20 protein-coding genes are annotated in these 22,225 nt (G+C 71.1%); 12 read left to right on the forward strand and 8 right to left on the reverse strand.

Going from position 1 to position 22,225, the window contains the following annotated elements:
• Window positions 1–91 precede the first annotated feature (91 nt).
• The 3 genes from ACFYWJ_RS24790 to ACFYWJ_RS24800 are packed head-to-tail and all read left to right on the forward strand — an operon-like array spanning window position 92 to window position 3,309.
• Window positions 92–739, forward strand: coding sequence for a TetR family transcriptional regulator (locus tag ACFYWJ_RS24790; RefSeq protein ID WP_355278502.1), 648 nt, complete (start codon window positions 92–94; stop codon window positions 737–739).
• 3 nt (window positions 740–742) lie between these two features.
• Window positions 743–1,681, forward strand: a complete 939-nt coding sequence (locus tag ACFYWJ_RS24795) for an ABC transporter ATP-binding protein (protein ID WP_355278504.1) — start codon at window positions 743–745, stop codon at window positions 1,679–1,681.
• Complete coding sequence (locus tag ACFYWJ_RS24800; RefSeq protein WP_355278507.1) at window positions 1,678–3,309, forward strand: ABC transporter permease; 1,632 nt, start codon at window positions 1,678–1,680, stop codon at window positions 3,307–3,309. Before ACFYWJ_RS24795 ends, ACFYWJ_RS24800 begins: the two co-directional genes overlap by 4 nt.
• Before the next feature lie 41 nt (window positions 3,310–3,350).
• Here ACFYWJ_RS24800 and ACFYWJ_RS24805 read toward each other — a convergent pair whose 3' ends face one another.
• Window positions 3,351–4,844 carry a sugar transferase gene (locus ACFYWJ_RS24805; protein ID WP_355278509.1) on the reverse strand — a complete coding sequence of 498 codons (1,494 nt, stop codon included), beginning with the start codon at window positions 4,842–4,844 and terminating at the stop codon, window positions 3,351–3,353.
• Between the two features lie 480 nt (window positions 4,845–5,324).
• Here ACFYWJ_RS24805 and ACFYWJ_RS24810 point away from each other — a divergent pair, with 480 nt between their 5' ends.
• The 4 genes from ACFYWJ_RS24810 to ACFYWJ_RS24825 are packed head-to-tail and all read left to right on the forward strand — an operon-like array spanning window position 5,325 to window position 9,023.
• Window positions 5,325–6,566, forward strand: a complete 1,242-nt coding sequence (locus ACFYWJ_RS24810; protein ID WP_355278512.1) for a class I SAM-dependent methyltransferase — start codon at window positions 5,325–5,327, stop codon at window positions 6,564–6,566.
• Window positions 6,563–7,339: a glucose-1-phosphate cytidylyltransferase gene (locus ACFYWJ_RS24815; RefSeq protein WP_355278515.1), complete on the forward strand. Its 777-nt coding sequence runs from the start codon at window positions 6,563–6,565 to the stop codon at window positions 7,337–7,339. The genes ACFYWJ_RS24810 and ACFYWJ_RS24815 overlap by 4 nt, the downstream gene beginning before the upstream one ends.
• Entirely contained in the window at window positions 7,336–7,986 is a 651-nt protein-coding gene (locus ACFYWJ_RS24820) for a PIG-L family deacetylase (protein WP_355278517.1), read from the forward strand. The genes ACFYWJ_RS24815 and ACFYWJ_RS24820 overlap by 4 nt, the downstream gene beginning before the upstream one ends.
• A 2-nt stretch (window positions 7,987–7,988) precedes the next feature.
• The gene (locus tag ACFYWJ_RS24825; protein ID WP_355278581.1) at window positions 7,989–9,023 is read left to right on the forward strand and encodes an SDR family oxidoreductase; all 1,035 of its coding nucleotides are present in this window, start codon (window positions 7,989–7,991) and stop codon (window positions 9,021–9,023) included.
• Here ACFYWJ_RS24825 and rfbC read toward each other — a convergent pair.
• Complete coding sequence (gene rfbC, locus ACFYWJ_RS24830) at window positions 9,001–9,564, reverse strand: dTDP-4-dehydrorhamnose 3,5-epimerase (RefSeq protein ID WP_355278520.1); 564 nt, start codon at window positions 9,562–9,564, stop codon at window positions 9,001–9,003. The genes ACFYWJ_RS24825 and rfbC overlap by 23 nt on opposite strands.
• Window positions 9,565–9,578: 14 nt before the next feature.
• Between rfbC and ACFYWJ_RS24835 the strand changes: the two genes are divergently transcribed.
• Complete coding sequence (locus tag ACFYWJ_RS24835; RefSeq protein ID WP_355278523.1) at window positions 9,579–10,697, forward strand: methyltransferase domain-containing protein; 1,119 nt, start codon at window positions 9,579–9,581, stop codon at window positions 10,695–10,697.
• Between the two features lie 165 nt (window positions 10,698–10,862).
• On the forward strand, window positions 10,863–11,483 hold the full coding sequence (locus ACFYWJ_RS24840; RefSeq protein WP_355278525.1) for an MspA family porin: 621 nt from the start codon (window positions 10,863–10,865) through the stop codon (window positions 11,481–11,483).
• Here the strand turns inward: ACFYWJ_RS24840 and ACFYWJ_RS24845 are convergent.
• Genes ACFYWJ_RS24845 through ACFYWJ_RS24870 form a run of 6 tightly spaced genes read right to left on the reverse strand, consistent with a single transcriptional unit; the run spans window position 11,471 to window position 18,398 of the window.
• Window positions 11,471–12,577, reverse strand: coding sequence for a glycosyltransferase family 4 protein (locus ACFYWJ_RS24845; protein WP_355278528.1), 1,107 nt, complete (start codon window positions 12,575–12,577; stop codon window positions 11,471–11,473). The two genes, ACFYWJ_RS24840 and ACFYWJ_RS24845, sit on opposite strands and share 13 nt — an antisense overlap.
• Complete coding sequence (locus ACFYWJ_RS24850; RefSeq protein WP_355278531.1) at window positions 12,564–13,559, reverse strand: beta-xylosidase; 996 nt, start codon at window positions 13,557–13,559, stop codon at window positions 12,564–12,566. The genes ACFYWJ_RS24845 and ACFYWJ_RS24850 overlap by 14 nt, the downstream gene beginning before the upstream one ends.
• Window positions 13,543–15,141: an oligosaccharide flippase family protein gene (locus ACFYWJ_RS24855; protein ID WP_387161760.1), complete on the reverse strand. Its 1,599-nt coding sequence runs from the start codon at window positions 15,139–15,141 to the stop codon at window positions 13,543–13,545. Before ACFYWJ_RS24855 ends, ACFYWJ_RS24850 begins: the two co-directional genes overlap by 17 nt.
• A complete protein-coding gene (locus ACFYWJ_RS24860; RefSeq protein WP_355284846.1) occupies window positions 15,138–16,208 on the reverse strand; it encodes a glycosyltransferase family 1 protein in 1,071 nt (356 codons plus the stop codon). The genes ACFYWJ_RS24855 and ACFYWJ_RS24860 overlap by 4 nt, the downstream gene beginning before the upstream one ends.
• Window positions 16,205–17,563 (reverse strand): O-antigen ligase family protein, encoded by a 1,359-nt coding sequence (locus ACFYWJ_RS24865; RefSeq protein ID WP_355284843.1) that lies wholly within the window; start codon window positions 17,561–17,563, stop codon window positions 16,205–16,207. The genes ACFYWJ_RS24860 and ACFYWJ_RS24865 overlap by 4 nt, the downstream gene beginning before the upstream one ends.
• Before the next feature lie 4 nt (window positions 17,564–17,567).
• Entirely contained in the window at window positions 17,568–18,398 is an 831-nt protein-coding gene (locus tag ACFYWJ_RS24870) for a glycosyltransferase (protein WP_355284841.1), read from the reverse strand.
• A 317-nt stretch (window positions 18,399–18,715) separates the two neighbouring features.
• Here ACFYWJ_RS24870 and ACFYWJ_RS24875 point away from each other — a divergent pair, with 317 nt between their 5' ends.
• Genes ACFYWJ_RS24875 through ACFYWJ_RS24885 form a run of 3 tightly spaced genes read left to right on the forward strand, consistent with a single transcriptional unit; the run spans window position 18,716 to window position 22,197 of the window.
• Window positions 18,716–19,708: a hypothetical protein gene (locus ACFYWJ_RS24875; RefSeq protein ID WP_355284838.1), complete on the forward strand. Its 993-nt coding sequence runs from the start codon at window positions 18,716–18,718 to the stop codon at window positions 19,706–19,708.
• Window positions 19,709–19,765: 57 nt separating this feature from the next.
• The gene (locus tag ACFYWJ_RS24880; RefSeq protein WP_355284836.1) at window positions 19,766–21,097 is read left to right on the forward strand and encodes a glutamate-1-semialdehyde 2,1-aminomutase; all 1,332 of its coding nucleotides are present in this window, start codon (window positions 19,766–19,768) and stop codon (window positions 21,095–21,097) included.
• Window positions 21,094–22,197 (forward strand): glycosyltransferase, encoded by a 1,104-nt coding sequence (locus ACFYWJ_RS24885; protein ID WP_355284834.1) that lies wholly within the window; start codon window positions 21,094–21,096, stop codon window positions 22,195–22,197. Before ACFYWJ_RS24880 ends, ACFYWJ_RS24885 begins: the two co-directional genes overlap by 4 nt.
• The last annotated feature ends 28 nt before the right edge of the window (window positions 22,198–22,225 follow it).

Consider the following 22,225-nt stretch of genomic DNA (forward strand, 5'->3'; position numbering starts at 1 on the left):
TGTTTCAATCACTATTTCAAACATTGATTGATAACTGGTTCGCCGGAAACTCTTGCTCGCGGATTGAACGAGTGTTTAGTATATTGAACATGTGTTCAGCCAACAGCCCGTACCGCAAGGATCCACCGCCGATCTGACGACCATGGCCCGCATTCGCGATACCGCGATCGACCTGTTCGGTGAACAGGGTTTCGGTGTCGGCGTCCGGGCGATCGCCGCGGCAGCCGGAGTGTCCCCCGGCCTGGTGAACCATCACTTCGGTTCCAAGGACGGCCTGCGCGCCGCCTGCGACGACCGCGTGCTCGAACTCATCCGGGACGAGAAGCTCCGCGTCATCCGCTCGCAGGGTGCCACCGGAATGCTCACCGCCCTGGCCGAGATCGAGATGTACGCCCCGCTGATCGCCTACATGCTGCGCAGCTTCCAAGCCGGCGGCGCCTTGGCCGAGTCCCTGCTCGAGCACATGGTCGCCGACGCGCAGGAGTACATGCAGGCCGCCGTCGAGGCGGGCCAGCTCAAACCGAGCCGCGACCCCGCGGCCCGGGCCAGATACATCGTGCTCTGCCACGTCGGAGCCACCAACCTCTATCTGCAGATGCGAATGCAGCGCGAGGGAAAGCTCGACTACCGCAAGGCGATCCGGGACCTCTCGGACCTGACCACCTTCCCGGCGCTCGAGCTCTACACCCAAGGCATGCTGACCGATTCGACTCTGCTCGACAGCCTCATCGAGGAGTAGACGATGCCCTCCCCCACCACCAATCGGGTCATCGAAGTCCATGGCCTGCGCAAGACCTTCGGCCGGTTCACCGCGCTCGACGGGCTCGACCTGCGGGTCGGCCCCGGCGAGATCCACGGTTTCCTCGGCCCCAACGGCGCGGGTAAGTCCACGACGATCCGCGTCCTGCTCGGGGTCCTGCGCGCCTCCGGCGGCGACGCGGCCCTGTTCGGCCGCGACCCGTGGACCGACGCGGTCGCCCTGCATCACCGGATCGCTTATGTCCCAGGCGATGTCACGCTGTGGCCGTCGCTGTCGGGCGGCGAGACGATCGACCTGCTCGCCCGGATGCGCGGCGGACTCGACGAGCACCGCCGCGCCGAACTGATCGAGCGGTTCGAGCTGGACCCGACCAAGAAGGCCCGCACCTATTCCAAGGGCAACCGGCAGAAGGTCGCCCTGGTCTCGGCCTTCTCGGCGAACGCCGATCTGCTGATCCTCGACGAGCCGACCTCGGGCTTGGACCCGCTGATGGAGCGGATCTTCCAGGACTGTGTGCGCGAGGCCGCCGCCCGCGGGGCGACGGTGCTGCTGTCGAGCCACATCCTGTCCGAGGTCGAGCATCTCTGCGATCGGGTGACGATCATCCGCGCGGGCCGCACGGTCGAATCCGGCTCGCTCGATCAACTGCGGCACCTCAGCCGCACCGCGATCACGGCCGAATTGATCGGCGACCCAGGCGATGTCGGCGCCCTGCCCGGCGTCGAGGACGTCGAACGCGACGGCTCGACCCTGCGCTGCCAGGTCGACGCCGACCACCTCGGCCGGCTCATCCGGGTCCTGGGTGACGCGGGCGTGCGCAGCCTCACCAGCGCACCGCCGACCCTCGAGGACCTGTTCCTGCGGCACTACCACGTCGACGCCGACGACGCGGCCGCCACCGGGGAGAAGGTGCGGGCATGACCACCATCGCCGCCTCCCCCGGCTTCCTCGGAACCACCCGCACCGCAGGCGAGTTCGCGGGCACCGCGCAGATGCTGCGGCTCTATCTGCGTCGCGACCGGATCATCGCCCCGCTGTGGTCGCTGCTGATCGGGCTGATGCCGGCCCTGCAGATCGTCTCGATCAAGGACCTCTACGCCACCCAGCAGCAGCTCGACAGCTTCGCCGCGACCACCGCGGCCAGCCCGGCGCTGCTGGCCATGTACGGTCCCGTGTTCGGCTCCTCGCTCGGCAGCATCGGCACCTGGAAGGCCGGGGCGATGTATTCGATGATCGCCATCGCCGCCGTGCTGACGGTCATCCGGCACACCAGGGTCGAGGAGGAGACCGGGCGCGCGGAACTCGTCGGCGCCACCAGCATCGGCCGTTTCGCCGGGCTCACCGGCGCGCTGCTGCTCACCTTCGGCGCGTCGGCGGTGGCCGGAATCGCCTGTACCGCTTCGCTGCTCGCGACCGATCTGCCGGTCGCGGGGTCGGTGGCCTGGGGTGCGGCGCTGGCCGCGTCGGGCATCGTCTGGGCCGCGGTGGCCGCGGTCGCCGCGCAGTTGAGCAACAGCGCGCGGATCGCGCGCGGCGTCGCGCTGGGCACCCTGGGTGCCGCGTTCGCGATCCGCGCGGTCGGCGACGCCGGAAACGGTGTGCTGTCGTGGTTCTCGCCGCTGGGCTGGTGCCTGCAGATCCGGCCGTACGCGGAGGAACGCTGGTGGGTGCTGGTGCCGTTGGCCGTCGTCGCCACCGGCGCGACGCTGCTCGCCTACCAGCTGCTGCGGACCCGCGACCTCGGTGCCGGTCTGCTGGCCGAACGTCCCGGTCCCGCCGTCGCGGGTGCCGCGCTGGCGGGTCCGGTCGGGCTGGCGTGGCGATTGCAGCGGGGGTCGATGCTGGCCTGGACGATCGGTTTCGGTCTGTACGGCCTGCTGATCGGCGGTGCCGTGAACAGCATCGGCGGGATGCTCGACGACAGCGGCACCCTGCAGGACGTGGTCACCTCGATGGGCGGGTCGACCGACCTGGAGAAGTCGTTCATCGCCTACGCCGTCACCATGCTCGCCGCGGCCGCCGCCGCGTACTCGGTGTCGGCGGTGCTGCGCCTGCACGAGGAGGAGAACTCCGGCCGCGCCGAGAGTGTGCTGGCGGCGGCGGTCGGCCGGGTGCGCTACGCGTCGAGCCACCTGTTGTTCGCGCTGGCCGGTCCGGCCGTCACGCTGCTGGTGGCGGGCTTGGGCATCGGTGTGGTCTGGGGCGCCACCGACGGCGACGTCGTCGGCAAGCTGGGCGACGCGCTGAGTGCGGTCGCCGTGCAACTGCCCGCGGTGTGGGTGGTCACCGCCATCGCGCTGCTGCTGTTCGGTGTGGTCCCGAAGTACGCGTCGCTGGCCTGGGCGGTGCTCAGCGCGATGATCGTCGTTGTCCTGCTCGGCTCGCTGGGGACCTTCCCGCAGTGGCTGATGGATCTGGTGCCGTTCGTGCATCCGCCGAAGCTGCCGGGCGCGGCGTTCGACATCGTCCCGCTCGGGTGGCTGCTGCTGGTCGCGGTGGCGGGAATCGCCGTGGGGCTCACCGCCTTCCGACGGCGCGACCTGCGCTGAGCCGGAGCCGGGGTGGTGCGCGTGGCGCACCACCCCGGTGCTCAGTACGCGCCGTCGCCGCGGGTGACCGCGCCGATGGTGCGCCCGATCAGGACCAGGTCGAGGACCATCGACCAGTTCTCGACATAGGACAGGTCAAGGCGCACCGAATCCTCCGGGGACAGATCCGAACGCCCGCTCACCTGCCACAGCCCGGTGACGCCGGGTTTCACCAGCAGCCGGCGGCGCATCTCGCCGTCGTAGCTGTCGACCTCGCGCTGGACCTGCGGACGCGGCCCGACCACGCTCATGTCCCCGCGCAGCACATTGAAGAACTGCGGCAGCTCGTCGAGGCTGTACTTGCGCAGGAAGCGGCCCACCGGGGTGACGCGCGGGTCGTCCTTCACCTTGAAGAAGACCGGATTGCCGCCGTTGCTCTCGATCAGCGCGTCCACCGCGCGGTCGGCGCCGACCAGCATGCTGCGGAACTTGATCATCCGGAACGGGATGCCGTCGCGGCCGATCCGCTCGGACAGATAGAAGACCGGTCCCGCGCTCGTCGTGCGCACCGCGATCGCGATGGCCACCAGCATGGGCGCGATGAGCAGCAGCACGGTGGCGGCGAAACAGAAGTCGAACAGCGCTTTGCGGCTGGACTTGGCGTGGTCGTAGCGCGGCCCGTCGATGTGCAGCATGGGCATGCCAGCAACGATCCGGTTGGTGAGCCGGACACCGGCGATGTCGACCACGCCCGGCGCCACGATCAGATCGACGCCCAGCGGGTCCAGTTCCCAGGCCATGCGGCGCAACTCGACCGGGCCGAGATGCTCGGTCGCCGCGACGGCCACCGAGTCGGCGCCACTGCGGCGGACCGCCTCGAGCACCGACCGATCGTCGCCGAGGACCGAGGGCCCGTCGACCGTGGCGAAGCGCCCGTCCCCGGCGCCGGCGGGCACACAGACACCCACGATCCGGTAGCCGGAGCCGGGGTCGTCGGTGAACGCGCCCGCCATCGCCTGCGCGGCCTCGGGCGAACCGACCACGAGCACCGCGGTGTGACAGCGTCCCTGGGCACGCCAGCGCCGCAGCCGCAGCCGCCACACCACCCGGCCCACGATCAGGGCGAACAGCCCGGCCGGTAGCGCGATGGCGAGATAGCCGCGCGCCACCTCCACCCGGAGCAGCAGCGCCAGGATGGCCAGCACCCCGAACAGGCGCATCGTCGCCGAGACCAGCCGCCGGAATTCCTCGCTGCCCGAGCCGATCACCTGCGGCGTGCGGGTCCCGTGCAGCAGGGCCAGCCAGCCCGCGGCCAGCGCCAGCGACACCACCGAGTAGCCGACCTCGTAGGGCAGCGGCCAGGCCAGCGGCGGCGCGGCGGGGCCGTCGAAGCGCAGGATCTGGGCGGCGACGACGGCCGCGAACACGGCGACGACATCGGTGGCGGCCAGGCGTTGGAGGTAGGCCACCTGCCAATTCTCACGCTGCGTTCGGCGCAGCACTCGGACACCGTTGACCACATCGACGTCGCTGCCACCGGCGAGCTCGAAGCTCATGAACCCACACCTCCCCCTCGGGAGACGAATCAATTTCCGGTCGCCGTCGACCGAAAAAGCGGCCCCTGCTCGGCCGCTCTGCCCGTCGATTCGATACCCGTCCGATGATTGTTACAGAGTCTCGAGTGGACTTCTTCCCGAAGGGTATGCGCCACAGTGCATTCCACAGGGTTGCCGACTATGTCGGCAATCACACGGCTATCACGCGAATTATCATGGCTATCAAACATGACGCCAGGACATTTGATTTCCCCGGTGGGACGAGTCACAATTCCTCAGGGTCGCGTTGCCGTCGCCGACAATTTGCCGAAATGCCCGCGAACAGCCACAACCCCGAAACATACCACGAATCGGTTTCGCTCCCAGCGGTTTCGAATGGCCCCCCGCGCCCCCCGGTTGTAACGTCTGAGCTCGCCGCGCCGACGTCCGGCATGTCCGGCAGCGGCCGCGATGATCGAACAGCTAGAAGGTGGACCCCGCGTGCAGTGTCGTCTCTGCGATTCCGATCGGCTCGTGAGCGTGCTCGATCTGGGCGCGACCCCACCGTGCGAGAGTTTCCTGTCCGAGACCCAGCTCGACCTGCCGGAAGCGACCTATCCGCTGCACCTGCGGCTGTGCCGGGACTGCCTGCTGTTGCAGATCCCCGCGCTGATCACCCCCGAGGAGACCTTCACCGAGTACGCGTACTTCTCGTCGTACTCGCGCAGCTGGGTCGATCACGCCGAGCGGTTCGTCGCCACCGCGACCGAGCGGCTGGGGCTGGGCACCGACTCGTTCGTCGTCGAGGTCGCCAGCAACGACGGTTATCTGTTGCGTCATGCGGTGGCCCGGGACATCCCGTGCCTCGGCATCGAGCCGTCGGTCAATGTCGGCGCGGCGGCCAGGGCGGCGGGCGTCCCCACCGAGACCGCGTTCCTCGACGCGGAGTCGGCCGCGCGGGTGCGGGCCGAGCACGGGCCCGCCGATCTGGTGGTCGCGAACAATGTCTACGCGCACGTCCCCGACCTGCGCGGTTTCACCCACGCGCTGCGTACCCTGCTCGCCGACGACGGCTGGCTCAGCATCGAGGTGCACCACGCGCTCGAGCTGGTGCGGCTCGGCCAGTTCGACACGGTCTACCACGAGCACTTCCAGTACTACACCGTGCATTCGGCCCAGCGCGCGCTGGCGGTCGCCGGGCTGACGGTGGTCGATGTGGAACTGCTGGAGACCCACGGCGGGTCGATCCGGTTGTGGGCCCGCCCCGATCCGGTCGCGGTGCCGACCGCGCGCGTGGCCGAGGTCCTCGAGCTCGAGCGGGCCGCGGACCTGCACGTCCCGGCCGGTTATGCCGAACTCGGTGTCCGGGCCGAGCGGGTCCGGCTCGAGCTGCTGCGCTTCCTGCTCGACTGCCGGGAGCAGGGCAGGCGGGTCGTCGGCTACGGTGCGCCCGGCAAGGGCAACACCCTGCTGAACTACTGCGGCATCCGGCCCGACCTGCTCGAGTACACCGTGGACCGCAATCCCTACAAGCACGGGCGATTCACGCCGGGGACCCGGATTCCGATCCATCCCCCCGAGCGCATCGATGCCGACCGGCCCGACGTGGTGCTGGTCCTGCCGTGGAATCTCGAAACCGAGATCACCGCCCAGCTGCGCCATGTCGGCGACTGGGGCGGCGAACTGGTCTATCCGCTGCCGGTGCTGCACCGCGCGGGCACGGAAACGAAGGTGAACCGATGAAGGTCGTGTTGTTCTGCGGCGGATACGGCATGCGCATGCGCGGCGGGTCCGACGACATCGTCCCGAAGCCGATGCAGCTGGTCGGGCCGCGGCCGCTGCTGTGGCATGTGATGCGGTACTACGCGCACTACGGGCACAAGGAGTTCATCCTGTGCCTGGGCTACGGCGCCGAGCACATCAAGAACTTCTTCCTGACCTACCAGGAGTCGGCGTCCAACGACTTCGTCATCCGCAACGGTCAGGTGGAGTTGCTGGGCAGCGATATCGGCGACTGGTCGATCACCTTCGTCGACACCGGGGTGGAGTCCGCGATCGGCGAGCGGCTGCGGCGGGTCCGGCAGTACCTCGACGGCGACGAGTACTTCCTGGCCAACTACGCCGACGTGCTCACCGACGCCCCGCTGGACACCATGATCGAGACCTTCCACGCCTCGGGCGCGGCGGCGTCGATGCTGGTGGTCCCGCCGCAGTCCTCGTTCCACTGTGTCGACATCACCCCGGCCGGTGAGGTCAAGGAGATCATGCCGGTGGCCCGGATGCCGCTGTGGGAGAACGGCGGCTACTTCGTGCTCAGCCAGCAGATCTTCGATCTGCTGCCGCCCGGCGGCGATCTGGTCGCCGACGCGTGCGGCGCGCTGGCCGGGCAGGGCCGCTTGTTCGGCTATCAGCATCTGGGCTTCTGGAAGCCGGCCGACACGTTCAAGGAACGCGCCGAACTCGACGACGCCTACCGCAACGGCTCGCGGCCGTGGATGGTGTGGGAGCAGGCGTGATCGGGCTGTTCCCCCGTCCGCCGCGCCGGATCGCGCTGCTCGGCGCGCACTGTGACGACATCGCGATCGGGCTGGGCGCGACGCTGCTCGCCCTCACCGGCGCCGACCCGGAGCTCGAGGTCAGGGCCCTGGTGCTGTCCGGCGGCGGCACCGCGCGCGAGGACGAGGAACGCGCGGCGCTGACCGCGTTCTGCTCCGGCACGAAGCCCGAGCTCGAGGTGCTCGACATCCCCGACGGCCGCGCACCGGCGCACTGGGACCGGATCAAGGACGCGCTGGCCCGATTCCGGCGCGCGGGCGACCCCGATGTGGTGTTCGCGCCGCATCGCGGTGACGCCCATCAGGACCACCGGCTGCTGGCCGAGCTGGTGCCCACCGAGTTCCGCGACCACCTGACCCTGGGCTACGAGATCCTCAAGTGGGAGACCGACACTCCGGCACCCACCCTGTACCACCCGCTGACCCGGGAACTCGTGCGGGCGAAGTCGCGGCTGCTGCACGAGCACTATCCGTCGCAGACCGGCCGCGACTGGTTCGACGAAGAGGCCTTCCTCGGCCTGGCCCGGATGCGTGGCGTGCAGTGCCACGCGCCCTACGCCGAGGCGTTCGTGCTGGACAAGGCGATCATCAGATGGGAACGGACGTGAACATGCGGGTACTGGTCACCGGGCACCAAGGCTATCTCGGCACCGTGATGGTGCCGGTGCTGCGGGCGGCGGGGCACACCGTCACCGGTTTGGACATCGGCTACTTCGCCGACTGCCTGCTCGGCGACTTCGCCGGTGATCCCGACCAGCTGGCCGTGGATCTGCGCGAGGTCACCGTCGAGCAGCTGCGCGGCTTCGACGCGGTGATCCATCTGGCGGCGCTGTCGAACGATCCGCTGGGCGCGCTGGCCCCGGAGATCACCTACGACATCAACCACCACGCGTCGGTGCGGCTGGCGCGGCTGGCGAAAGAGGCGGGGGTACAGCGGTTCCTGTACGCCTCCACCTGTTCGGTGTACGGCGCGGCCGGTGCAGAACTGGTCACCGAGGACGCCCCGCTGCGCCCGATCACCCCGTACGCGCAGAGCAAGGTGCGGGTCGAGGACGACGTCGCCGCCCTCGCCGACGCCGACTTCACGCCCGTCTTCCTGCGCAACGCCACGGCGTTCGGCTTCTCGCCCCGGCTGCGCGCCGACATCGTGCTCAACAACCTGGTCGGCTACGCGGTGCTCACCGGCGAGGTGAAGGTGCTGTCCGACGGGACACCGTGGCGGCCCCTGGTGCATGCCGAGGACATCGCGACCGCGTTCGCGACCTGCCTGACCGCACCGGCGGCCGACATCTCCTGCCGCGCCTTCAATATCGGCACCGAGGTCAACAATCTCACCGTGGCCGAGATCGCGGCCGCCGTCGTCGACACGGTGCCGGGGTCGCGACTGCTGGTCACCGGCGAGAACGGCGCGGACCCGCGGTCCTATCGGGTCGACTTCTCCGCCGCGCGGACGGTGCTCGGTTACGAGGCGCGGTGGACGGTGCCCGCGGGCGCCGCGGAGCTGTACCGCGAATACACCGCCCGCGGCCTGACCGCCGACGACTTCTTCCAGCGGTTCACCCGGCTGCCGCACCTGCGCAAGCTGTGTGACACCGGCGAACTCGACGCGCGGTTGCGCCGGATCAGTGCGACGGCGCCAGCGTAGCGCGCAGCCGCGCCCAGCTGCCCGCCTGCGCGTCGCGCGCGGAGACGACGCCGACGGGCAGCGGCCAGCCGATCGCCAGGTCGGGGTCGTCGTAGGCGACCCCGAGATCCTCGGCCGGGTCGTGCGGGCGGTCGATGCGGTAGCAGACGTCGGCGACCTCGGTCAGCGCCTGGAAGCCGTGCAGGAAGCCGGGCGGCACGTACAGGTGGTGGAAGTCCGCGTCGTCGAGCCGGAACGCCTGCTGCGCGCCGAAAGTGGGCGAGCCGGGCCGGATGTCGACGAGGACGTCGTGCACGGCGCCGTGCGCGCAGCGGACCAGTTTCGCCTCGCCGCGGCCGCCGCGCCCGTGCATGCCGCGGATCACCCCGCGCCGGGACCGCGACTGCGAGTCCTGCACGAAGCTCGCCGCGGCACCGTCGACGCCGAGGTGCGCGTCGAACTCGGCGGCGTCGAAGGTGCGGGTGAACAGTCCGCGCTCGTCCCGGAACGGTTCGGGAACCAGTACCACCACGTCGGCCAGCTCGGTCCGCTCGATACGCACGAGGACATCCTGTCATGACCCGCCGGTGCCGCGGCTGCGGAAGTACCGCCCTCACCACCGTGCTCGACCTGGGCTCGGTGCCCGCCGCCGATCACTTCCCGCCGCGCGACACCCCGGTCGATGCCGCCGAGTCGGGGCATCCGTTGCGGATGGACCGCTGCGTGGGATGTGGGCTGGCGCAGCTCGCCGACGACGACACCGTCACCGCGGAACCGCGCGGCATCGAGCCGTTGGCGCTGCGCGAACAAGCCGCCGAGGCCGTCCGGCTCGTCGACGCGGCGGGACTGCTGCGGGGGACGACGGTGACCGAGTTCGGCAGCCCGCACGGCGGCACCTGGCTGCCGCTGCTCACCGAACGCGGCTTCACCACGACCGACGGGCCCGCCGACGTGGTCCTGGACTGCTTCGGCATCATGCACGAACCCGACCAGCGCGCGGCCTTCGCGGCCCGCGCGGCCGCCACCGCACCCGGCGGCGTCCTGCTGGTGCAGTACCACTCACTGGCCGCGATCCTCGCGCAGGGACAGTGGAATGCGTTGCGGCACGGGCATTTCGCCTACTACTCCCTCGCCACGCTGGACACTCTGCTACGTACGGCCGGGATGAGTGTGGTCGCCGGATGGCGGTTCGAGCTCTACGGCGGCACCGTGCTGCTGGCCGCCCGCCACGGCGTCCACCCCGCCGATCACACCGTCGCGGCGATCCGCGCCGCCGAGGCCGCCGCCCCGGCCGTCGACACCCTGCAGCGGGTGGTCGATCAGCACGTCGGCACCCTGCGCGCCTGGCTCGAGCACCGGGCCGCCCGTGGAGACCGGGTGTACGCCTATGGTGCGGCCTCGCGCGCCGTCGCGCTGCTGGCGATGGCGGGCGCGCACCGTGGCCTGCTCGCCGGGGTCGCCGATGCCTCGCCCGCCAAACAGGGCGGCCGGATGCCGGGCACCGACGTCCCGATCGTCTCCCCCGCCGACCTCGTCGCGGCCGACCCGGACGCCGTCCTGCTGACGCTGCCCGACCTGTACGACGAGGTCACCGCGCTGCTGCCCGCCCTCGACGGCCGCTGGTTCGTCGACGATCCGGCCGGACCACGGGCCCGCGCGCTCGATGCCGCGCCCGGATCACTGTGGCGCAGCTGATCTTTCGCTGATCGGCGGATGAACGGCCGCCGTGGGATACTCGACGTGCCCAACGTCGCGCCAGGTGCAGTGCCGCACCGGCTGAGCCCGGATCGTGGGGAGGCGACGTCGAACACATTGTTCGGCGGGCGAAGGTTCAGGGGAACAATTCCGAGGGGCATCATCGTGTTTCGTCCGCGCGCGCTGCGCAGGATCGCGGCGGCCTCGGCCGTCGTCATCGGTCTCACCATGGGCACCGGCTCGGCCGGTGCCGCCGTCGACAGCAGCAACTCCGTCCTCGACGGGCACGACCGCACCGTCGAGGCGGTCCAGTCACACACCCGGATCGACTTCGTCGCACCGCTGGACGGCAATCCGCTGACCCGCGAGTGGTTCCACAGCGGCGAGGCGTCCTACCTGGTCACCGGCCCCGACGCGGCCGACTGGACCGGGCGTCTCACCATCGGTTACCAGGTCGGCTATCCCGCCACCCTCGACGGACGACTGAAGTTCGAGTGGTCGACGCCCAGTCTCGGGGTCGAGGTCGGCGGCAGCGGGCCGACCGTGAAACTGGACGGCTTGATCCCCCGCGCCGGCGTCGAGCTGGCGGTGGGGTTCGGCCCGGGTATCCGCGAGGTCGAGGTCGCCGGTGGCGACATCGCCGGAACCGAAGGCGTGCTGCGGCTTTCCGGGTTCCACGGCACCGTGACCGGTGTGCTCGGCCAGACCAATGTCCGTCCGTTCGTGAAGATCGTCACCGCCACCGGCGACACCGTCGTCACCTACGGCCGGACCTATTCGATCTGATCCGAGGTCGCGAGCAGCGCGTCCAGCATGCGGGGCAGCGTCACGGCGAGATCGTGGTCGGCCGCGATCGCGGCGCGGCCGCCGTCCCGCAGCCGGGCGCGCAGCTCCGGGTCCCGGCCGAGCCGCCGCAGTGCGTCGCGCAAGGCGATCGGATCGCCGGGCGCGACGCACAGTGCCGTGTCGTCGGTGACATTGCCGCCGTGGTCGGTCGCGACGACCGCCACACCCACGCTCATCGCCTCCAGCACCACCAGCGGGCCCGCCTCGGGCAGCACGCTCGCCGACACCAGTACATCCCAGCCGCGGATCGTCGGCAGCGGGTCGACGTTGCCGAGGAACCGGACGCGGCCGGCCAGGTCGGCCCGCTGCGCCCGTTCCCGCAGCGCGGCCAGATACGGTTCGTCGCCCGGATGCGCGGAGCCGGCGATCTCGATCCGGATCTCGGGGAGCTCGGCGGCGGCCGCCAGCAGCACGTGCTGGCCCTTCCACTCGGTCACCACGCCCAGGATCCCGGCCACCAAGGGCTCGCGCTCGACAACCGGAGCGGGATCGACCGGCCAGCGCACGCCCTGCCGGGCGACCTCGACCTCGAATCCCAACGCGCGCAACGGCATCGCGGCTCGCTCGGACACGGCGACCGCGCGACCGACCGCGCGGCGCCCCGCCCGCGCGACCGCGAGCTGCCGTCGGCTGACCACCACGTCGTGCACCAGCCAGACCGTCGACCGCCGTCGCGGCAGCGCCAGGGCCACCGCGGGCAGGGCCATCGTCGAGTTCACCACCAGCCGGACCTCGCCGGTGCGCGAGACCCGCCGGAGCACCCGGGCGGCCAGCCACCACCGCCACACCAGGACGGCGGCGGCGCGCAGCCGCTGTCCGCCCCGCTGACCGGCCAACCCGAGTTCCGGGATCGCGACATGACCGACCGCGGCGGGCAGCAGATTCCGCAGCGGTCCGTCGGGACAGACCACCCGCACCCGCCTGCCGTGTCGCACCGCCAGCTCGGCGAGGGCCAGCATGATCTTCTCGGCGCCCGAGGCCCGGCTGGAATGCGCGACGAACACCAGCTCCCGAGCGTCGCTAGCGGCCGGCACGCCGGGCCTCCGCGTGGGCGCGCAGCACGGCCAGCGCGGGTTTCTCGGTGTAGTCGCGGCGGAGCATGCCGAAGTTGTCCTCGAGATCGTCGCGGTCGTCCCCGGCGTCGACGAGGGAGTAGACGAACACCGGCCCGATATCGTGCATCGTGGCGATCAGACCGAGTCCCTGATCGAGGATCTCGGCCTGCACGGCCTCGCTGACAGCCCGCGCGCCGGTACCCGTGGGCGCCCCGAATTCGGTCGGCCACAACAGGACCGAGGTGTCGTTGTTCGCGTCCATGATGCGCCGGATGGCCATCAGATTGCCGAACGCGTTGTACCAGGCCGGCGACGCGGGCAGCTCCGGATAGGAGTAGGGGTGCACCGCGATCCCGTCGAAGTCGGCCGCGGCCCCGAGTTCGTAGAGCAGCTCCACGAACGAGGTCGGCGCGATGTCCTGGCCGTTGTTCGTCGCCGGTGCCAGCCCGCCGACGAGGACCTGGCCGTGCGGCTGCCGCGCCCGGACCGACAGTGCGGCCTGGCGCAGCAGATGCGCGTAGACGCCGATGTCCGGCCGTGGCGCGAAGAAGGCGGTGACATTGGGTTCGTTCCAGATCTCCCAGTGCGAGATCTGGTCGCGGTACCGATCGACCGCGTCGCCGACGAACCGGCCGAACAGCACCGGCTGCGGCACCGCCTTGCTGGTCTCGACACCCTCGTGCAGCCCGGCCCAGGCGGGCGCGTAGGTCAGGATGGCCAGCACGGACAGGTCGTGAGCCCGGGCCGCGCCGACGGCGCGGTCGGTCGCCGACCAGTCCTGGCGGCCGCGCTGCGGTTCGATGACCGACCAGTCGAGGTCGATCCGGACCCAGGTGGCACCGCTGGCGGCGACGACGGCCATCTGCCGATCCAGTTCCGCCGCATCGGATTCCAGCCAGGCGTGGCCACCGGACACACCGAGACCGGTGGCCGGGGCGGCGGTGTCAGTGGTGATCGGCACGGTCGTCGCGCATCCCAGCATCGTCACCGTGACGACTGCTGCGGTGAGCATCCCCCGGGCGATTCGCCACAGTGTCATCAGGTTTCGGCCCCCGCAAGGTTCGTATCGTCAATCCGTCGGTCCGTCGCACGATGCAGCCGGCGAGGAACAGGTATATCAGGCAGGCCGTGATCGCGGTGACGATCCACGGAGGTGCCCAGTGCCGGTCGATCGTGGTCGCCGCCGCGATCACCGCGGCGGCGACCCCGGCGACGGCGGTCACCGTGGCCAGCGGCACCAGCCGGCGCACCCGGACCGCGGCGGCCAGCGCGACCCAGACCGCGACCAGCAGCACCAGCTGCGCCGCCGATCCGGCGACGGCCGCGCCCGTATAGGACCAGCGCGAGATCAGCGGCCAGGCCAGCGCGAGGTCGACCAGCAGGGCGACCGCGGCGATCCAGGGGATGACGACATTGCGGCCGACGGCCATCAGCGCGACCAGGCCCAGGTGCGCCAGCGCTCCCAGCAGGCCGCCGAGGATCTGGATCCGGGCGGCGTCCGCCGCCGCGTCCAGATCCGCGCCGAACAGCAGCCGGACACTGTCGGTGGCGACCGGCCAGAAGGCCACCAGCGCGGCCAGCCCGAGCACGGTCAGCGCGGTGGTCGCCTGGCGGAAGTAGCGGCGGAAACGTGCCGGATCGTCCGGCCACAGGGCGATCAGCAGCGTGGTCAGCGGGGCGACCACCGCGAGCGCCGCGGTGTCGAGCAGATCGGCGAACTTCATGCCGACGGCGAAGAGCCCGACGGACTCGTAGCTGTCGAAGTGCCCGAGCAGCAGCAGCCCGACCTTCTGCAACACGATGATCAGGGCGAGACCGATGCTGAGCGGCAGCGCTTCCCGCAGCATGCCGCCCCACCAGCGCAATTCGATGCGCCGCGCGGGGATCGGCCCGCCCAGCCCGCGCCCGATCCCGACGATCTTCACCACGAGCGCGACGATCTCGTACACGACGGCGGGCACCACGACCACGAGCAGGGTCGGCGACCACAGCACCGCCAGGACCGTCAGCGCCAGCTGCACGGTGCGGGCCAGCGCTTCGGCGGCGGCGACCAGGGTCAGCCGCATGGTCGACTGGAACAGCACGGTCAGCGCGTGACTCGGCGTGGCCACGACCACCACCAGCCCCGCGACCGCGGTGGCCGTGACCACCTCCGGCGGACATCGCAGGACCAGCACGTACCCGAGCGCCAGGCCGTAGCCGACGAGCCCGAGCACCGTCCGCAACACGATGAACGAGCTGGCGATCTCGGCGGCCTCGGCGGGTTCCCCGTGGACCAGCTTCCCGATGACCGCGCGTCCGACACCGAGATCGGTGACGATCGCGAGCATGCCGAGCAGACCGAACACGAAGGAGAAGTAACCCCATTCGACCGCGGGCAGCATGCGCGCGATCAGCGTGGTGCCCAGCAATCCCAGCACCGCGGCGAAGATCCGGCTGGCCAGCATCGCCGCGGTGTTGCTCGCCGCGGCCCGGCCGGATCGAGCACGGCCACTGTGCGCGGGATCGTCGCGGGAGACGGCCGCGGTGGCCTCGTCGGTCACGACAGCAGCCCGGCCGCGCGGTAGGCGGCGACGGTCGCCGCCGCCGTCCGCTGCCAGCTCAGCTCGGCCGCCGCGGCGCGGCCGCGCTCGCGCAGGTCCTGGTTGGCGGCCGCGTCGTGCACCAGCGGACGCAGGGCCTTCGCCCAGTCCTCGGCGGTCGTGCGCGCCACGAGCACCGCGCCGTCCCCGCAGACCTGGGGCAGCGCGCCGACCGCGCTCGCGACCACCGCGCCACCGCAGGCCATGGCCTCGACCGGCGGCAGCCCGAATCCCTCGTACTGCGAGCAGTACGCGACCACCGTCGCGGCCGCGTACAGCGCGGGCAGGTCCGCGGTGTCGACGTAGCCGAGTCCGAGTGCCGTGCTCGGCGCGTGCGGGCCGTCGGACCCGGCACCGGCCAGCACCAGCGGGATGTCGAGCAGACCGGCCGCCTCGGCCAGCATCGCGACCTGTTTGCGCGGTTCGACGGTGCCGACCTGCAGCACGAATCGCGGCGGCAGGTCGTATCGCGCGCGCACCCGCGCGACCTCGTGGTCCGCGGGTACCCGCGCCCACCCGGCGGGCGCGAGCGGCACGACGACCGCCTCCCGGCCGAACCGGTCCGCGATCCGCTCGGCGGTGAACTCCGAGACCGCGACGAGCAGATCGGCACGGGCCAGCGACATCCGGACCAGCAGCTGTTCGCCCCGCGCCCGGTAGCGGCTGAACGCCCACGGCACGTCGAACACCGACAGGTCGTGCACGGTGCTGACGGTGGCGCGCGGCCCGATGACCGGAACGTCGACGTCGAGCCCGTGGAAGACATCGACGCCGCGCAGCGGGGCGATGCCGTGCCAGGCCCGCCGCGCTCCGGCCGCGACCGGACGCGGCACCGGGGTGATGCCCGGGGGCAGGGTCGCCGCGGCATCGGCCTGGACCACGGCCGACAGGTCCGTTCCCGCCAGCAGCGCGGGCATCCGCGCCAGCAGCTCACGCTGATACGTCGACACCCCCGCCCCGTTCGGGCGGCAGGCGAGCGCACCGAAACGCAGTGCGCCACCTGAATTCTCACGTGCCTCGATATTCATGCCACCTGCTCGGGGACGGAGCTGCGCTCGACGGTCGGGGACTGCTGGGTGATCGCACAGCCGACGACGGCGGCCAGCAACCAGAAGTAGAAATCACTCGGGAAGATCTCGAAGTAGCTCGAGGCGACCGCGGCCACCGCACTGGCCAGCACGGCGGCCGCGACCCCGAGGGCCAGGGCCGCGTCGTTCCCGCGCAGGGTGCGGGCCGCGCGAATCGACATCAGGTAGATCACCACCATGATCGCCGCGAACAACCACACCCCGATCGGCCCGAGTTCGATCAGCAGCTTCACGTAGTAGTTGTCGGGCTGGTACGGACGGCCGTAGATCTGCACCTCGCCGGTGGCGTAGGGCAGTTTCTCCGCCATCGGGCCGAGTTCCTCGACCAGCTGACGTGCCTTCGCGGCCCCGGTGGAGCCGAGCCCGTCCCCGAACGGATGACTGCCCATCGACCGGAGCACGGTGTTCCACCCGGTCCCCCGGTCGGCCAGGCTCGACGAGGAGAACAGCGAACTGCGGGCCTGCGCGGACACCGCGACACTGCCGAGCACGATCAGCACGACCCCGCCGATGATCACCGATTTCAGCTGCCGCCGGTACCGCACCACCGCCAGCACCAACGCCCCCACCAGCAGACCGGCCAGCGCGGCCCGCACCACACTCGCCGCGATCCCCGCCACCAGGATCGGCGTCGCCAGCAGGAAGATCCGGTTGCGTGGGCGCCGGGGCGCGGCGAGGGCGACCGATCCGCCGACGAGCAGGACCGTCACCAGGTAGAAGCCGAAAGGGAACGGCTGGTTGAAGGTGCTGAACGAGCGCAGGATGCCCCCGGAGAACCGGATGGTCTCGTTGTACTCGTACCCCATCTGCGCCAGGCCGGCCGCGCCGATCGCCTGCTGGGCCAGCCCGAACACCGCGATGGCGACCGACTCCACCATCATGATGGTCACCAGCAGATCGCGGTCGCGCGCGCTGAACGGTCGCAGGTACAGGATCAGCGGGACCACGACGAAGTAGAAGAACGTGATCTTGATCGCGAACAGGCCGAGCGAGCCCGCCGTCACGAACGCCGACACGACCCCGAACAGGACCAGGGCCGCGCCGAGCGACCACCACGGAATCACCGGGCGCGGTTCGGGTTCGCGCTGCGGGACGAAGACGGCCACCCCGAGGGTGAGCAGCAGCAGCGCCTCCTTCCACCCGTCGACCTGCATCCACCCGGGCGCGATCAGGAGCAGACCGTTGAACGGCACCAGCGCGGCGACCAGCAACAGCCCGCGCTGCGGCCGATGCCGGATCCAGCGCAGGAACACCCAGGCGACCGGGACGGCGAGCAGGTACAGCAGCGGGCCCACGCGCTCAGTCCTTCCCGATCGCGCGTTTGACCCGCGCGCACAGCCGGACCAGCGCCTGCCGCACCACCTTGCCGTCACCGACGAGCAGATCGACGGCACGGATCTGATCGCGATGCCTGCGGCGGTAGTGGTGGTTGAACCGGAGCACGTCGGACAGCTTGCTCAGGGTCGACGTGGTGGACGAATGGTTGAACGTCGAGGCGCGGTTGACCGCCAGCACCCGGCTGTCGCCGTAGAACCCGCCGCGCTCGACCAGTTGCGCGACGAGGTCGATGTCCATCGCGTAGAGGAAGTCGGTGCGGAATCCGCTGGTCGTGGCGAGATCGCTGCGGCGGAACATGAACGCGGCCGTCGGGCACAGCTCGTCGGGGAGCTTGCGGACGAAGGCCCGCAGGGTGGTCCGCGAGGAGCAGCGGCCGAGCAGGCCCGTCAGCCCGCGCGATCGGGCCAGCAGCGTCCCCGCGTCGTCGATGACGTCGAACCTGGCCCCGGTGACGGCGATCGCCGGATCGCGCAGCGCATCGACCTGCGCCGACAGGCAATTCGGGGTGATCAGGTCGTCGGCGCAGACGAGCTTGACCAGCTCGCCGGAGGCCAGCCCGATCGTCCTGTCCCAGTTCTCGGCCATCGGCAGGACGGCGTCGTTGGTGTACAGCCGAATCCGGTCGTCGTCGAACGACCGCACCAGGTCGCCCGTACCGTCGGCGCTCGCGTTGTCGACCACGACGATCTCGAAGTCCGCGAAGTCCTGCTCCAGGATCGACCCGATGGTCTCGACGATCGTGCGCGCCGCGTTGAATGCCGGGACACACACCGACACCCGAACCCCCACCACTGTTCGATCCTCCATGATTTCCGTCACTCACCGATCCGTCGTGCCCGCTGGGGGCCGGCACGAACCGGCTCAGCGTACCGATCTCCCCGTGCCCGCGCTCATCTGGCGATTTCCACCACACCGAGCCGCTGAACGGTTGCCGGACACGCCGCACCACGTGCGTATCGACCGCGACGGCGTCGACGTTTCCGATCCGGCGACACGTTTGCCGAGCCCGCCCGGCGGGTAACCGGCTCGCGGCGGCGTCTCGCCGCGCTCGCGACACCTCGGAACCCCAGCTAACATCGCCACCACTACCGGCGGAATGTGGGGGAAGTGTGAGCGAGACGGGGACGGCGGCGACGGGTGAGTCCCGCTCGGCGAGTGCGTCGATGTCCGGCGTCGACCTCGCCGGGCACGCCCGCCAGCTGGTCCGGGTGCTGCCGATCGCCCTGGTGATCGCGGTGCTGGTCGGCGCCGGCGTCTGGCTGGTGCGCGATCGCAGCGACCGGACCTACGAGGCGAGCCTCACCGCGCAGATCTCCCAGCAGTCGATCGGCGCGGTGTTCAACGAACTCACCCAGCCCTACATCGTGCTGGTCACCGAGAGCCGGGTGCTCTCGGACGTGGTGAAGAACGGGCTCGCCCCCTCCGAAGACGATCTGCGGCCCCGGGTCTCGGCCATGACCGGGCCCGCCCCGTCGCTGTTGATCATCAAGGCGCAGGCGGGCACGCCCGAGCAGGCCGCCAAACTCGTCCTCGCGGTGCAGCAGTCGCTGGACCGGGTCGGTTCCCAGATGCGCACCGAGGCGATCGCCCGCTCGGCGGCCGACCTGGAGGATCACCGCCGGGCCGTCGAGGACACCTTCTCCAAGCGGCTCGTCGACGATCCGCTGCGCCCGGAGCTGAGCTTCGACGCCAGGGACGTCGCCCGCGAGATCGAGTTCCGCCAGGTGCTCGGCATGGCCCGGCTGACCGTGATCAGCAACCCGCGCACGGAACTGGTCGCCCCGCACCCGGTGCAGGAGGGCCTGTTCGCCGCGCTGGCGACGTTGATCATCGCCGCCGAGGGCCTGGTCCTCGCGCGGGGTGTGCTCGAACGGCGCGCCGGCCGCAAGCGCCCCACCGCCGAGCCGCAACCCGCCGCCGCGACCGCCGATACGCCCGCGCCGGCGAGTGCCTCCGCGGCCGTGTCCGCCCGTGCCGATGCGGTCGCCTCGGCGACGGCACCCGGCGCGTACGACCCCGAGACCACGGTCCTGCCCCGGCAGTGGCCGCCGCGGGCGGCGCCGGTGAAGACCGCGAGCAAGAACGCGACGCCCAGCTCGTAGGCAGGCAACCGCTCGGACCCGGTCGCCGAGGACCCGCACGAGCCGAGAGGAATGCTGATGCGCAGCTTCGATCACAGCACGGCCGTCCAGGCCCGGCTGCACGAGCTGGTTCCCGGCGGCGCGCACACCTACGCGCGCGGCAGCGACCAGTACCCCGAGGGCATGGCACCGGTGCTGGTGCGCGGCAAGGGAGCTCGGGTCTGGGATGTCGACGGCAACGAGTTCGTCGAGTACGGGATGGGCCTGCGCTCGGTCACGCTGGGCCACGGCTACGAGCCGGTGTGCACGGCCGCCGCACTCGCCGCCGCCGACGGCCTGAGCTTCTCCCGGCCGACCGAGCTGGAACTGCTCGCCGCCGAGGACTTCCTGTCGCTCGTGCCCGGCGCCGACATGGTCAAGTTCGCCAAGAACGGCTCCGACGCCACCACCGCCGCGGTCCGCCTCGCCAGGGCGGTGACCGGCCGGACCCGGATCGCCGTCTGCGATCAGCCGTTCTTCTCCGTCGACGACTGGTTCATCGGCACCACCGACATGGCGGGTGGCATCCCCGTCGTCGACACGGTGAAGTTCCCCTACAACGACCTCAACGCGCTGGCGGCCACGCTGGCCGACGGCGATGTGGCCGCGGTGTTCCTCGAAGCCGCGACCGCGCTGACCGAGCCGCTGCCCGGCTACCTGGAAGGCGTTCGCGCACTGTGTGATCGGCACGGCACGCTGCTGGTGTTCGACGAGATGATCACCGGGTTCCGCTGGGCGGCGGGTGGCGCGCAGGCCGTCTACGGCGTCACGCCGGACCTGTCGTGCTGGGGCAAGGCGATGGGCAACGGTTTCCCGATCTCCGCGCTCGCCGGCAAACGCGAGTACATGGAGCGCGGCGGCCTGCGCACCGACCAGGACCGGGTGTTCCTGCTCTCGACCACACACGGCCCGGAGACCTCGGCGCTGGCCGCGTTCCGCGCGGTCGTGCACGCCTACCGCACCGAGGACCCGATCGCCCGGATGGAGCGGGCCGGTCGCGACCTGGCCGACGGCGTGAACGCGGCCGCCGCCACGCTCGGCCTCGCCGACCACCTCCAGGTCCTGGGTCGCCCGTCCTGCCTGATCTTCCGCACCCTCGACGCGGAAGGTGCTCCGTCCCAAGCCTTTCGGACCCTGTTCCTCCAGGAACTCCTCGAGCGCGGCGTGCTCGGCCAGTCCTTCGTCGTCTCCGCCGCCCACGACGCCGACGCGGTGCGCGCCACGGTCGCCGCCTGCGCCGAGGCGGCCGTGATCTATCGCCGCGCGATCGAGCACGGCACCGTCGACGGCCTGCTGCGTGGCAGGCCCGTCGCCCCCGCCCTGCGCCGCACCGCGGCTCCCCGACAGATCGAAACGAGCACCTCCCGATGACCCGTGTCGCCCTCGTGCACGAACGTTTCACCGAGTTCGGCGGATCCGAGGCGGTGGTCGGCGAGTTCGTCGAAACCTGGCCCGACGCCCAGGTTTTCGCACCGATCGTCGCACCGGGTGGCGTCCGCGCACCGGTCGGCGCGGTCCACGACAGTTGGCTCAGCCGGGCCCACTCCCTGACCGGCGGCAGGCACGCTCCCCTGCTGCCGCTGGTGCCGCGGGTGCTGCGCCGCCTGCCGCTGCGCGACCACGACGTGGTGGTGATCAGCCATCACGCCTTCGCCACCCAGGCCGCCCTGGCCACCGACGCACCGGTCGTCGCCTACGTGCACAGCCCGGCCCGCTGGGCCTGGGATCGCGAATTCCGGGCCCAGGAGGCGGGCGGGCGCGCCGGTCAGCTCGCCCTCGCCACCCTGGGCACCCTGGCCCGGCGCGGGGAACTGCGCGCCGCGCCCCGGCTCACCCACGTCGTCGCCAATTCGCACGCGGTCGCGCAGCGGGTCACCGACTGGTGGGGCCTGCCCGCCTCGGTGGTCAACCCGCCGGTCCAGGTCGCGCGGTTCACTCCCGACCCGGCCGTCGCCCGCGAGGACTTCTACCTGTGCGCGGGCCGGCTGGTGCCCTACAAGCGGGCCGACCTGGCCATTCGCGCCGCGCAGCGGGCCGGGGTGCGCCTGGTCGTGCTCGGCGATGGCCGCTTCCGCGCCCAGCTCGAGGCGATCGCGGGCCCGGAGACGACCTTCCTCGGCGCCACCTCCGCCGAGCAGTTGCAGGACATGTACCGGCGCTGCCGGGCACTGCTCATGCCGGGTATCGAGGACTTCGGCATCGTCCCCGTCGAGGCGATGGCGTGCGGGGCGCCCGTGCTCGCCGTCGGGTCGGGCGGCGCGCTCGATACGGTGCGCCCGGGGGTCAGCGGCGAGTACGTGCCCGCCGGTGCCGACGACGAGGTCGTCGCGGCGCTGGCCGAGCTGATGGGCGAGTTCGATTCGGCCGCCTACGATCCGGCGAAGATCCGCGCTCACGCGCTCACCTTCGCCCCCGAGGTGTTCCGCGCGCGGATGCGCGGTGTCGTCGACGACGTCCTCGCCGGACGGTAGCGACAAGTTGTCCGAAACTCTCAGTTAC

Source organism: Nocardia sp. NPDC003269 (assembly GCF_042888005.1).
Taxonomy (GTDB): Bacteria; Actinomycetota; Actinomycetes; order Mycobacteriales; family Mycobacteriaceae; genus Nocardia.

Bases quoted from the DNA above. Each gene is read 5' to 3' on its own strand.
- ACFYWJ_RS24795 (WP_355278504.1), top strand. From the start codon at position 743: ATGCCCTCCCCCACCACCAATCGGGTCATCGAAGTCCATGGCCTGCGC.
- ACFYWJ_RS24860 (WP_355284846.1), bottom strand. From the start codon at position 16,208: ATGAATATCGAGGCACGTGAGAATTCAGGTGGCGCACTGCGTTTCGGT.
- ACFYWJ_RS24880 (WP_355284836.1), top strand. From the start codon at position 19,766: ATGCGCAGCTTCGATCACAGCACGGCCGTCCAGGCCCGGCTGCACGAG.
- ACFYWJ_RS24805 (WP_355278509.1), bottom strand. From the start codon at position 4,844: ATGAGCTTCGAGCTCGCCGGTGGCAGCGACGTCGATGTGGTCAACGGT.
- ACFYWJ_RS24815 (WP_355278515.1), top strand. From the start codon at position 6,563: ATGAAGGTCGTGTTGTTCTGCGGCGGATACGGCATGCGCATGCGCGGC.
- ACFYWJ_RS24835 (WP_355278523.1), top strand. From the start codon at position 9,579: ATGACCCGCCGGTGCCGCGGCTGCGGAAGTACCGCCCTCACCACCGTG.
- ACFYWJ_RS24800 (WP_355278507.1), top strand. From the start codon at position 1,678: ATGACCACCATCGCCGCCTCCCCCGGCTTCCTCGGAACCACCCGCACC.
- ACFYWJ_RS24885 (WP_355284834.1), top strand. From the start codon at position 21,094: ATGACCCGTGTCGCCCTCGTGCACGAACGTTTCACCGAGTTCGGCGGA.
- ACFYWJ_RS24825 (WP_355278581.1), top strand. From the start codon at position 7,989: ATGCGGGTACTGGTCACCGGGCACCAAGGCTATCTCGGCACCGTGATG.